Below are 12,192 nucleotides of genomic sequence, written 5' to 3'. Positions count from 1 at the left end.
TAGATATCGGAAGGGCCTCTGTCACGTTCCGGTATCGGCACGACAAGCAGCAGGGAAAAACGCGGGGAAAATGCCCCTCACGCGATTCCCGTGGGACACGCGGAAGCAATTGGCCGGGCTTCACAATGCAATGGTTCCCGCTGTACAAAGGAATCCCCGGGCGATCCCCGGAAACAGCATTGCTGCACATCAGCCGGAAGGCCGGTGTCACCGCACGTCAGTGCCGGGATACCGCAGGAAAGGACCGATATCCGTGGCTCAGCGCGTAGTGGTCACGCTCTCCGACGACATCGACGGAGGGGAAGCAGCGGAAACGGTCGCGTTCGGCCTGGACGGGAAGCTGTACGAGATCGACCTCAATCGCTCCAATGCAAAGAAACTGCGCAAGGCCCTCGCCCCGTACGTGGCGGCGGGCCGGAAGCGGTCCCGGGCCGGCAAGGCGTACCGGCACACGCCCCTGGCGCCCGACCCGGCGGCCGTCCGCGCCTGGGCCGGCTCGCACGGCATGGAGGTGCCCGCTCGCGGCCGCATCCCGAAGAAGGTCTACGAGGCGTTCAGCGCCGCCAACTGACCGCCGTGTCCGTGCCGCCGGTTGCTGTTGCCGTCGGCACCCCGCGCCACCCGGAGCCGCCCGATTGCCGCCCGGATCCGCTCGGGGCCACCGCCCGCGCCACCGGCATCCGTCGGCCCCACCCGCATCCGTCCCCCGGCAGCACGGCGTCCGCCCGGGCCGGCCGCTCCCACCGGGACACCGTGCGGGGCCCGGCACACATCCCGGCCGCGGCACCGCTCACCGCCCCTGCGCACCCCGCGTCCGGCCCGGCGCACTGCACCCCACACGCGCCCCTCGCCGAGGGCCCGCGGGAACCGACTTGCGCAACACCCCTGGTGATCAGCTAAAGTCTGGATCACGCCGAGGGGCGAGGCCGAAAAGCCGAACTCCACGAAACGTGCGGGTGTAGTTCAGTAGTAGAACAGCCCTCTTCCAGAGGGAAGGCGCAGTGTGCGATTCCTGTCACCCGCTCTGCACCGCGTACCAGCCACTCCGGTGGATCAGGTACAGTGGTGTTCACGCCGCCCGGTGAAAGCCGAGCGGTAGCACTGCGGACGTGGCTCAGTTGGTAGAGCATCACCTTGCCAAGGTGAGGGTCGCGAGTTCGAATCTCGTCGTCCGCTCTTGATGAAAGGCCCTGGTTGTCAGACCGGGGCCTTTCACGTGTTTCAGCACACTGCCCTCCCGCTGCTGACGCTCAATCCTTATGCCGCCCGGCGCGAAGTCAGGCCTCGCGTCTCGTACCTCGCGCCCCCTGCCTCGCGGACCCGGATGTGGCCTCCGTCACATCTCGTAGGGGCCCTCATGACATTTGTCATGAGCAGTCATGACACGGCGCACTGCCCGGAGCCCTGCTGCGGCGGAACGCTGAAGACATGACTGATGTGATCGAAGCCCGGGGGCTGCGGCGCACCTACGCGGGCGGCTTCGAAGCGGTGTCCGGCGTCTCGTTCTCCGTGGCCGCCGGGGAACTCTTCGCCCTCCTCGGCACGAACGGCGCCGGCAAGACGTCCACCGTCGAACTGCTGGAGGGCCTCGCCGGCCCGACCGAGGGCACCGTGCGCGTCCTCGGGCACGACCCGTACGGGGAACGGGCCCGGGTGCGGCCCCGCATCGGCGTGATGCTCCAGGAAGGCGGCTTCTCGTCGGAGCTGACCGTCGCCGAGACCGTCCGGATGTGGGCCGGCTGCACCAGCGGCGCCCGCCCCGTCGGCGAGGCCCTGGAACTCGTCGAGCTCCAGGGCCGGTCCGGTGTCCGGGTCAAGCAGCTCTCCGGTGGCGAACGCCGGCGCCTCGACCTCGCCCTGGCCCTTCTCGGCCGCCCCGAAGTGCTCTTCCTCGACGAACCGACGACCGGACTCGACGTCGCGAGCCGACGCCGCACCTGGGAACTCATCCGGGAACTCCGGGACTCCGGCACCACCGTGCTCCTCACCACCCACTACCTCGAAGAGGCCGAATCCCTCGCCGACCGGCTGGCGATCATGCACCGCGGCCGTATCGCCGCCGAGGGCCGCGTCGACGAAGTGGTCGCGGCCCAGCCCTCCCACATCTCCTTCGAGCTGCCCGTCGGCTACCACCTCGGCGACCTGCCGCCGCTGGGCTCGCTCGGCGTCACCGGTCACGAGTCCACCGGCCGGACCGTGCGACTGCTCACCGGGGACCTCCAACGCGCAGCGACCGGCGTGCTGTTGTGGGCCCAGCAGACCGGGGTCGAGCTGCGCGGACTCGATGTGCGGTCCGCGTCGCTGGAGGAGGCGTTCCTGCACATCTCCCGCCAGATCGAAAACCCCGTGACCGAGGAGAAGGAGCCGGTGCGATGACCGCCGAGACGACCAGCACGAACACCGCGGCCACGGAGACCAGCGGCACGAACACCGCGGCCACGGAGACCAGCGGCACGAACACCACGGCCACGGAGACCAGCCGCGCGCAGCCCATGGGTGCGAAGACTGCCGGCACGAAGACCACCGGCGGCGACGACGCCGGCGTACGCGCCGTCCGCGCCGGGCGCACCGCCGCGATGCCGGCCGCGCAGACCACCGCCGCCCGTCGCATGGCCGCGCTGGCCCGCACCGAGCTCACCCTCATGGGCCGCAGCAAGGCCACACTGCTGTCCGTGCTGGTACTCCCCGGCGCGATGACCTACGCCATGTCCTCGGCCGTCGCGAACGCGGACCTGGCCGGCACCGGCCTCTCACCGGGCACCGTCCTGCTGCCCGGCGCCATCGGGTTCGCCCTGCTCTTCGCCGTCTACACCGCCCTGACCGGCGTGTTCGTGGCCCGCCGCGAGGAACTGGTCCTCAAGCGGCTGCGCACCGGCGAACTACGCGACCACGAGATCATCGCCGGGGCCTCCCTCCCGTCCGTGGTGGTCGGCCTGGTGCAGGCCGTCCTGCTGGCCATCGGCTGCACGATCGCCATGGACGTCCCGGCGCCCCGGGCCCCGCATCTCGCCGTCGTCGGTCTGCTGGTCGGCATCGTGATGCTCACCGCGCTGGCCGCCGCCACCGCCGCCGTCACCAGGACCACCGAGAGTGCCCAGCTCACGATCATGCCGCTGATGCTGGTCTCGATGATCGGCTCCGGCATGGTCATCCCGCTGGACGCCTTCCCCGGCACGGTCGCCTCCGTCTGCGAACTGCTGCCGCTCAGCCCGGTGGTCGCCCTGCTCCGCGACGGATGGACCGGGGCGGCGGGCACGGGCGAAACCCTCGGCAGCATGACAACTGCGCTGGCCTGGACCGTCGTGGCGGTGTTTGCTGTACAGCGGTGGTTCCGCTGGGAACCGCGACGCTGACCCAGGGAACGGGGGGACGGGGCAGTGATCGTACGGGTACGGGCCCTGCGCGACCGCAGCGGCTTCGCAAAGGTGGACCTCTACACCCGCGTCAGTCTCTACGTCATCGTCTGGTTCGCGGACCTCGGCGTCGTGCTGCAGCTGATGACCGAGCCGGTACGCGGGTCCGGCGTGCCCCTCGCGCTGCACGCCGCGCTCGTCGGCGCCGCGCTCGCCCAGGGCGCCTGGGGCGTACGGATGGTCCGGCTGGGGCTCGACCACTACCTGGGCAAGGCGTCCATGGCGCGCAGGGAGACGGCCGTCGGCGCCGCGCTGCTGGCCGTGCTCCTCACCGGCGGGTTCGTCATCGCGTCGTACGCCGCACCCCGGGACCTGCCGGTCGCCCCCATGCTGTTCTCCTGCGCCACGGTGCCCTTCGTCATGGCCCACTGCCTCGTCGTACGGCGCCGCTACGCGTTCCTGACCCAACCGGCCCTGGCCGCCGTCCTGGGCGGAGCGGTCGCGGCCCTGGGCTCCTCGCCAGAACTCGTGGTGGGCGTGACCCTCACGGAGGTGTTCACCGGCTGGTGGCTGGTCTTCACGGCCCGCTGCTCCGCCTGGGTCCTCGCCGTCATGTGGGAACTCCGGCACACCCGCGACATCCAGGCGCGGCTCGCCGTCGCCGAGGAACGGCTGCGCTTCGGCCGTGATCTGCACGACGTCCTCGGCCGGAACCTCGCCGTCATCGCCCTCAAGAGCGAGCTGGCGGTCCAACTGGCCCGCCGGGAGCGACCCGAAGCCCTGGAGCAGATGATCGAGGTCCAGCAGATCGCCCAGGAGTCCCAGCGCGAGGTACGCGAAGTGGTGCGCGGCTACCGCGAGGCGGATCTCCACACCGAACTCGAAGGCGCCAGAAGCGTGCTGGGTGCCGCCGGCATCCGCTGCCGGATCATCGGCTCCGCCGAAGGGCTGCCGGCGGAGGTGCAGTCCGCGCTCGGCTGGGTGGTCCGCGAGGCGACCACCAATGTGCTCCGGCACGGCGACCCGCGGCAGTGCACGGTACGGCTCACCACGGCCGGCGGACGGGCCGAGCTCGTCGTCGAGAACGACGGCTCCCCCGACACCGCCCCTCACGGTACGGGCGGTTCCGGACTCGACGGGTTGCGGGAACGGCTAATGGTGCTGGGCGGCACGCTCGACGCCGGGCCCACGGGCCGTGGCCGCTTCCGGGTGACGGCCGGGATTCCGCTGCCCGCTCCGGAGCCCGCCGCCGCTCCCGAGCCCGCCGAGACGGGTGAAATGCCCTCCGGAAAGGCACCGGGAAAGGCGGGCGCGCCCTATGCGGCCAATCCGTCCGAGCCGTATGGAGAACCGTCCGGAAGACGAACGGCAGCGGCACCCGGGAAGCGGGTGGGCCTGCCGCATGGAATGGGCTCCGGAAATCAGACGGAAAGTCCTTCCGGGAAGGGCACGGAAATGCCGCCTGCACCCGTCGTCCAGTCCTCTTCCCGGCGCTCCCCCGGACTCCTCGCCGGCCTTCCTGCGGGGCTTCCGGGGGAGCCCGATCCTGCTTCGTCCCGGAAACCGGCCGCGTCGTTCCCGATGCCTCCGAAACCGTCCGCATCCTTCCGGGAACCGTCCGCAGCGTTCCGCCCCCCGGAACCGTCCGTATCGTCCCTTCCCCCGGAACCGTCCGCGCAAAGCGAGGTCCTTCCGTGACCCCGGCCCACCCGGAAACCCCGGAACACCCGGTACGTCCCGTACGCGTCCTGCTCGCCGACGACGAGCACCTGATCCGGGGCGCTCTCGCCGCTCTGCTCGGGCTGGAGGACGATCTGACCGTCATCGCGGAAGCGGCCTCCGGGCCCGAGGCGATTGCCATGGCACGGGCCCACCGCCCCGACGTCGCCGTGCTCGACCTGCAGATGCCGGGCGCCGACGGTGTGAGTGTCGCCACTTCGCTGCGGACCGAACTGCCCGGCTGCACCACCATGATCGTCACCAGTCACGGCCGCCCCGGCCATCTCAAACGGGCCCTCGCCGCCGGCGTGAGGGGTTTCGTCCCGAAAACCGTCAGTGCCCAGCAGCTGGCCCGGATCATCCGGAGCGTGCATGCGGGAAACCGCTATGTGGACCCCGAGTTGGCGGCCGACGCGATCTCGGCCGGGGACTCGCCGCTCACCGCCCGCGAGGCCGAGGTCCTGGAGCTGGCCGCGGACGGAGCTCCGATCACGGAGATCGCCGACCGGGCCTCGCTGTCGCCGGGGACGGTCCGCAACTACCTGTCCTCCGCCGCCACGAAGCTGGGTGCGGAGAACCGGCACGCTGCGGTGCGTCTCGCACGCGAGCGAGGTTGGGTATAGTGGTTCTCGCGCTACGGCGCATGCGGACGTGGCTCAGTTGGTAGAGCATCACCTTGCCAAGGTGAGGGTCGCGAGTTCGAATCTCGTCGTCCGCTCTTGATGAAGGCCCCGGTCATCCGACCGGGGCCTTCGGCGTTCCTACTCCCAGGCCATGCCGGTGAGAAGCTCGTACGCCTCGATGTACTTGGCGCGGGTGCGCTCGACGACCTCCTGCGGGAGGGCGGGCGGCGGCTGCTCGCTCGTGCGGTCCCAGCCGGAGGCGGGGGACGTCAGCCAGTCACGGACGTACTGCTTGTCGTACGAGGGCTGGGCACGGCCGGGCTGCCACTGGTCGGCGGGCCAGAACCGGGACGAGTCCGGGGTGAGCACCTCGTCGGCGATGATGAGCCGGCCCTCGGCGTCGTGCCCGAACTCGAACTTGGTGTCGGCGAGGATGATGCCGCGCTCGCGGGCGATGTCCCGTGCCCGGCCGTAGACGTCGAGGGTCGTCCGGCGCAGCAGGGCGGCGGTCTCCGCACCGACCTGGCGGGCGACCTCCTGGTACGAGACGTTCTCGTCGTGGTCGCCGACGGCGGCCTTGGTGGCGGGGGTGAAGATGGGCGCGGGGAGCTCGGACCCGTCGCTGAGGCCTTCGGGCAGCGCCAGCCCGCACACCGTGCGCGTCTGCCGGTACTCGGCGAGGCCGGAGCCGGTGAGATAGCCGCGGGCCACGCACTCCACCGGAACCATGGTGAGGGACGTGCACACGAGGGTGCGTCCCTCCCAGTCGGCCGGGGCGCCGTCCGGGAGTTCGGTGGACAGGACGTGGTTCGGGACGATGCCGGCGAGCTGCTCGAACCACCACAGGGAGAGCCGGGTGAGGACGCGGCCCTTGTCGGGGATCTCGGTGGGCAGCACCCAGTCGTAGGCGGACAGGCGGTCGCTGGCGACCATCACGAGGTCGCCGGCCTCGTTGCGGTACAGCTCACGCACCTTGCCGGTGTGCAGATGCACCAGGCCCGGCACCTGAATCGGTTCGGGCTTTTCGACGAATCCGGACACGGTTCCTCCCCGTGGTTCTGTCCAATGACCACGATTCTCCCGCATCCGGAGCCGGCCGACCCGGGAGGGGGGTTCCCCGCCGGTGTCACGGCGGGATCTCCCGTTCCCGGGCCGCGCCGGCCGGTCACGTCCGCAGATGCCGGTCAGTCACGTTTGCAGATGCGGTCGAGGAGGTTGGCGGTGGCTCGCTGGATCCGCGGGTCCTTGTGCCCGGGCCGGTCCAGGGCCGGGGACCAGGCGAAGGTGCCGGACGCGAAGACGAGGGCGCCGCTGGGCGCGCGGTAGAGGGAGGTCTCCTGGTGCCGCCGGGCACCGTTCCCGTCGCGGTAGGGGGAATGGGCGAGCAGGATGCGGCCCTGGTGCTCGGGGAGTGCGGTCCGCGGGAAATAGCGGTCGGCCTCGCCCGCGACGAGCCCGGGGATCTCGTCCCCCTCGGAGGCGCCGGTGGACTCCCACAGCCAGTGCGTCGCGTTCCGCACCACCAGCGGATGCGGTTCGGGCACGCGTCCGGCGTACTGGATGCCGAGCAGCTGCTGTTCGGGCCGGTCCACCTCGCGCCACAGCGTGGGCCTGCCGGGGCCGCGGCGCTTGCGGCAGGTCAGCAGCCGGTCCGGCACGCCCGAGGGGGACGGGCCGAGTTCGACCTGCCAGTACATGGTGTTCGCGGAGAGGAACACCAGCGAGGTGCCCTGCTCGCGGGCCAGTTCGGCGGTCCTGCGCATGGGAACCGACCAGTACTCGTCGTGGCCGGGGAACACCAGTCCCCGGTAGCGGCCGGGGTCGACCCGGCCGGCGTGCAGATCACGGGTGTCGGCGTAGGCGAGGTCGTAGCCGTACCGCTCGGCCCAGCGGATGAAGTCGTAGGCGTGGCCGACGTGCAGCGGCAGCCCGGCCCCGGCGTAGGGGCGGTCGAACGAGACGGTGATCGCCGCGTCCTCCTCACCGAGCAGCCGGCCGTGCTCGTCCCACGCGTGGTAGAGGCTCGCTCCGGTCCTGCCGTCCTCGGGGTAGAGGTTGTACGCCTGCCAGGTGACGTCGGGCAGCAGCAGGAGAAGATCGGCGGGCCGGTCGTCCCGCACGGTGAACGTGATGTGCGACCGGTAGCCGTCCGCGGTGGTCAGCACGGCGACGTACGCGCCGATCGACCAGTACGAGGGCACCTGGAGCCGCCAGGACAGCCACCAGTGGTGGCAGGAGACCGTACGGTCGGCGGCGAGCGGGGGCGGCTGGACGATGCCGGACAGCCGGGGACTCGTGGTGATCTTCGCTGCTCCGTCGCCGCCGTAGTGCCCGATCCGGTAGACGTCGACGGAGAACTGCTGGGGCGGGTCGACGGTGATGTGGAAGTCGATCGCGCCGCCGGGAGCGACGGCGCCGGTCGAGGCGAAACCCTTGATCTGCCGGTGCACGTCGTCGGCGGTCCTGGGGCCGCCGGAGCCGCGCGGGCGCGGCACGGGCACGACGCCACCCGGGCCCTCGCCCGGGGCGCCGCCGCTGCCGGCCGGTGCGGACCGGTCGGCGCGGTCGAGCTGTTCGACCTGGCCGAGGGGGTCGAGGTGGTCGGCGTACCAGGGGACGACCTGTCCGGTGTCGCCGAAGTAGTACTCCCCGCCCCGCAGCCAAGGCAGGGGCCCCTGTCCGAAGGGGTCCGTGACGGCGTGGGCGAGCGCTCCCGATTCCCACCGCCGGATCTTTTCCGCCCCCATGCGGCTCCCTCCCTCGACTCCCCCGAGACTCGGCGGGCACGTGACCGGGCCTTGCACCGGATGTCGACCGGCGATACCCAGCACATCACATAACGCACTCGGTCCGTCACCGTTCGTCGCGAATTGACGCGCGAGGAACGGTCGTGTTCCGGACGGGTGGTCACACAGGCCGACGCAGCGGCGGTCAGACCAGGCGGACCGGCTTGTCGGTGCGCACCCCCACCATGGCGAGCCAGGCGCGCAAGGGCTCCGGATCGCCGTCCTCGACGAGGCCGAGCACCCGTGCGGTCAGGTCGGCGACACGCTCGCCGCCGACGAGGAGGGCGGGGCCGTCCAGCCAGTCCAGACCGGGAGCGGCACCGGCCGTGTCCACCGCGGCGCAGCAGACCATCGCCGCCACATGGTCCACGAGGAGGTCCCGGCCGGTACGCGGCGCCTGGAGCGGGAACAGCGGTATCGAGCCGCCGTCCCACAGGCCCTCGCGGTCCTCGTCCGCGTCGCCCCGCCTCCCCCCGACGGGCCGCCTGCGCGGCGGGGCCGCGGCCTCTTCCCGGGCCACCTCGGCGGTTATGCCCTCGGCGAGGGCGTCGGCGGGGTGGGCGCTTGCGGGCTGGTACGCGGCGGCGGGCCGGTACGCGGCGGCGGGCTGCTCCCCCCGAGCCGCGGCTGCGACGCCCGCACCCCGGGCCGGGGCCTCCGGCGCTGCGGGTGCAGTGGACAGATGGTCCAGGACACGGGTGAGCGTCGGGCCGCCGGGCCCGGCGGCCGGCCGGACGCACAGGGAGTCCATGACGCGGTGCAGCCGGGCGGCCTCCGTGCGCCATTTCCGGTCGACGACCTCCTCGGGGTACTGCTGCCATTCCACCGGGGACCAGGCCGGACCGGTGCCGGCCGGACCGCCGTGGAAGAGCCGGGCGGCGAGCAGCGACGCGGCCTCGTCGACCGCCCCGGGCTCCTCCAGCAGGTCGCAGGCCGGACGCTCGCCCAGCCGGGAGGTGAAACCGTCGGCGAGCCGGTCCCGGCGGGACAGTTCGGTGAGCGCGGAGACCACCCCGGCGTCCAGCTTGGAGGGCCAGCGGCCCATGCGCCAGGCGGGCAGGGCGACCCTGGTCAGCAGCCGGTCCCAGCCCGCGTAGGCGAGCCCGACCTGCTCCTGGGCGACGATGCGCAGACCGTAGTCCACAGCCTGTGCACGCTCGGAGGCCGCGGCCGCCACGCCGCGTTCCATCTCCTCGGCATGTCCCACGCAGCCGCGCAGCATGAGCCGGGCCACGCGGCCGACGACCGCCAGGAAGGGCCTGCTCAGCGGGTTGCGTCCCGGCTCGGCGGCCACCGCGACCGCGGCGTCGAGTCCGCGGACCAGGCGCCGGGCCGCGGCTATGTCCGGGTGGGCGGAGGGGCCCGTGCCGGCGACCACCGGAGCGAGGACCGCGCGCAGCTCGCCCACCCTCATCCACCACAGGAACGGGGAGCCGATGACCAGGACCGGAGCCACGTCGCCGACGGCCCGCACGTCCTGCCGGGTCTGCGGCCCGTGCGTACCGGGGGTCCGGTGCGCACGGTGGCTGCGGTCCTCCAGCCAGCTGTCGCAGTCGGGAGTCAGCGCTATCGCCGAGGGCGCGGGCACCTCCAGCCGGTCCGCGAGCTCCCGGACCAGCCGGTAGAGGTCGGGCGCCGCGGCTTCCGACAGTTCCACGGTCGGGGTGACGGCGGGCCGGGCGCGGGCCACGACGGCCTCGACGCCGGCCGCGAACAGCAGCACCAGTACGGCGGTGCAGCCGGCCACCCAGCGGGCGGTGTCCCAGCCGGGACCGGTCAGCCGGCCCGTCGCACCTCCGACGAGCAGCACGACGGCGACGGCCGCGGGCAGCAGGGCGATGGCGAGCGCCCGGCTGCGGACCCGCAGCACGGCGAGCGCCCGGGAACGCGCCGCGAGCGCGCCCATCTCTTCACCCAGACCGGACACGACCGGATCTCACCCCCTGCACCCCTGCATCGGCGTAGGCCACTCCCCCACTGTGGCACCCGCCCAGGACATCGCAATGCCGGTGGGCCAAGTGCCGGAACGCTTGCGCGGCACCATAGTTGGGGCGTGGGCCACCGTCAGCCGGATGGGGCAGCGGTCACCCGATGGAATGGCATCGACCAGAGGTGCAGGGAGTCCGGGCACGCCGTGAGCCGGTATCAGGCACCCGTTCGCACGCCGTGAGCCGGCGACAGGCAACCCCTTCACACGCCGCGTCCGGTCCGTACGGCGGTTCCGGCCCGTACACCGCTCCCAGAGCGGCTCCAGCCTGTACACCGCTCCGGGCCCGTACGGCACTGGTCCGTACGGGCTCGGTCCGGCGGCGGAGGCGGAACGGGGCCCGCCGCGAGGGGCGCGGGCGGCGGAGCCGGGCAGGGTCCGCCGCATCCTTGCCGTACTCAGGCCGTGTGGGTGTCCTCCGCGGCCTTCGCAGCCTCCGCGGCCTTCGCAGCGATGTCCGTACGGTGCTGGGAGCCCTCGAGCCGGATGCGGTCCACCGCGCGGTACGCCCGCTCGCGGGCCTCCGCCAGGTCGGCGCCGGTCGCGGTGACCGACAGCACCCGGCCGCCAGCGCTCACGACCCTGTCGCCGTCACGGCGGGTCCCGGCGTGCAGCACGTAGGCGTGCGGCGCGTCCTGGGCCGCGACCTCGTCGAGGCCCTCGATGACATCACCCGTGCGGGGCGTCCCTGGGTAGTTGTGCGAGGCCACGACGACGGTCACCGCCGCGTCCCCGTGCCAGCTCAGCGGCGGCAGCGACTCCAGGGTGCCGGTGGCGGCGCTGCGCAGGAGACCGCCGAGCGGCGTCCGCAGCCGGGCGAGCACGACCTGGGTCTCGGGGTCGCCGAAGCGCGCGTTGAACTCGATGACCCGGACACCGCGGCTGGTGATGGCGAGACCCGCGTAGAGCAGCCCGGAGAACGGCGTACCGCGTCGGCGCAGCTCGTCCACGGTCGGCTGGAGCACGGTCTCCAGCACCTCGTCGACCAGCTTCGCGTCGGCCCACGGCAGCGGCGAGTACGCGCCCATGCCGCCGGTGTTGGGGCCCTCGTCGCCGTCGAGAGCCCGCTTGAAGTCCTGGGCGGGCTGGAGCGGCACCACCGTTTCGCCGTCGGTGACCGCGAAGAGGGACACCTCGGGGCCGTCGAGGTACTCCTCGATGACGACCCGCTCGCAGGCCAGTGCGTGGGCGCGGGCCGCTTCGAGGTCATCGGTGACGACGACTCCCTTGCCGGCGGCGAGCCCGTCGTCCTTGACGACGTAGGGGGCGCCGAAGGCGTCGAGGGCCTGGTCGATCTCCTCGGGGGTGGTGCAGACGTAGCTGCGGGCCGTGGGCACGTTCGCCGAGGCCATCACGTCCTTGGCGAACGCCTTGGAGCCCTCCAGCCGGGCCGCCTCACGGCTCGGGCCGAAGCAGGGGATGCCGGCTGCGCGCACGGCGTCGGCGACACCGGCGACGAGCGGTGCCTCCGGGCCGACGACGACCAGGCCGGCGCCCAGCTCGGCGGCGAGCGCCGCGACGGCCTCGCCGTCCTGGGCGTCCACCGGGTGCAGCTCGGCGACCTCCGCGATCCCGGCGTTGCCGGGCGCGCAGTGCAGGGCGGTGACGTCGGGATCGAGGGAGAGTGAGCGGCACAGGGCGTGTTCGCGGGCGCCGCCGCCGATGACGAGGACCTTCACGGGACGCAAGCCTAGCCCGCGCCCCGTCGGCGACCTTGTACGGGC

At 72.5% G+C, this 12,192-nt stretch carries 9 protein-coding genes and 3 tRNA genes; 8 read left to right on the top strand and 4 right to left on the bottom strand.

Going from position 1 to position 12,192, the window contains the following annotated elements; genetic code table 11:
- Positions 1–253: 253 nt before the first annotated feature.
- The 8 genes from ACZ4Z5_RS04565 to ACZ4Z5_RS04530 all read left to right on the top strand — a co-directional run bounded on the left by ACZ4Z5_RS04565 (position 254) and on the right by ACZ4Z5_RS04530 (position 5,790).
- Positions 254–571, top strand: coding sequence for a histone-like nucleoid-structuring protein Lsr2 (locus ACZ4Z5_RS04565; RefSeq protein ID WP_468256492.1), 318 nt, complete (start codon positions 254–256; stop codon positions 569–571).
- 381 nt (positions 572–952) lie between these two features.
- Positions 953–1,024 (top strand) — tRNA-Gly (locus ACZ4Z5_RS04560).
- A gap of 79 nt (positions 1,025–1,103) precedes the next feature.
- Positions 1,104–1,176, top strand: a tRNA-Gly gene (locus ACZ4Z5_RS04555).
- A 252-nt stretch (positions 1,177–1,428) separates the two neighbouring features.
- Complete coding sequence (locus tag ACZ4Z5_RS04550) at positions 1,429–2,376, top strand: ABC transporter ATP-binding protein (RefSeq protein ID WP_468256489.1); 948 nt, start codon at positions 1,429–1,431, stop codon at positions 2,374–2,376.
- 200 nt (positions 2,377–2,576) lie between these two features.
- Positions 2,577–3,353: an ABC transporter permease gene (locus ACZ4Z5_RS04545; protein WP_468256650.1), complete on the top strand. Its 777-nt coding sequence runs from the start codon at positions 2,577–2,579 to the stop codon at positions 3,351–3,353.
- Between the two features lie 24 nt (positions 3,354–3,377).
- Positions 3,378–5,051 (top strand): sensor histidine kinase, encoded by a 1,674-nt coding sequence (locus ACZ4Z5_RS04540; protein WP_468256487.1) that lies wholly within the window; start codon positions 3,378–3,380, stop codon positions 5,049–5,051.
- A complete protein-coding gene (locus ACZ4Z5_RS04535; RefSeq protein WP_468256484.1) occupies positions 5,048–5,695 on the top strand; it encodes a response regulator in 648 nt (215 codons plus the stop codon). Before ACZ4Z5_RS04540 ends, ACZ4Z5_RS04535 begins: the two co-directional genes overlap by 4 nt.
- A 22-nt stretch (positions 5,696–5,717) precedes the next feature.
- Positions 5,718–5,790: transfer RNA gene (locus ACZ4Z5_RS04530), tRNA-Gly, on the top strand.
- A gap of 43 nt (positions 5,791–5,833) precedes the next feature.
- On the opposite strand, the gene ACZ4Z5_RS04525 is transcribed toward ACZ4Z5_RS04530, so the two are convergent.
- From ACZ4Z5_RS04525 to purD, 4 genes are all read right to left on the bottom strand, one after another.
- Positions 5,834–6,736 carry a phosphoribosylaminoimidazolesuccinocarboxamide synthase gene (locus ACZ4Z5_RS04525; protein WP_468256482.1) on the bottom strand — a complete coding sequence of 301 codons (903 nt, stop codon included), beginning with the start codon at positions 6,734–6,736 and terminating at the stop codon, positions 5,834–5,836.
- Between the two features lie 143 nt (positions 6,737–6,879).
- Positions 6,880–8,442: a N,N-dimethylformamidase beta subunit family domain-containing protein gene (locus tag ACZ4Z5_RS04520; protein WP_468256479.1), complete on the bottom strand. Its 1,563-nt coding sequence runs from the start codon at positions 8,440–8,442 to the stop codon at positions 6,880–6,882.
- 184 nt (positions 8,443–8,626) lie between these two features.
- Complete coding sequence (locus ACZ4Z5_RS04515; protein ID WP_468256647.1) at positions 8,627–10,387, bottom strand: M48 family metalloprotease; 1,761 nt, start codon at positions 10,385–10,387, stop codon at positions 8,627–8,629.
- Between the two features lie 479 nt (positions 10,388–10,866).
- Positions 10,867–12,147 carry a phosphoribosylamine--glycine ligase gene (purD, locus tag ACZ4Z5_RS04510; protein WP_468256476.1) on the bottom strand — a complete coding sequence of 427 codons (1,281 nt, stop codon included), beginning with the start codon at positions 12,145–12,147 and terminating at the stop codon, positions 10,867–10,869.
- Positions 12,148–12,192 lie beyond the last annotated feature (45 nt).

The organism is Streptomyces sp. NPDC030222 (assembly GCF_055573115.1).
This window is presented reverse-complemented; position numbering and strand designations above follow the sequence as displayed.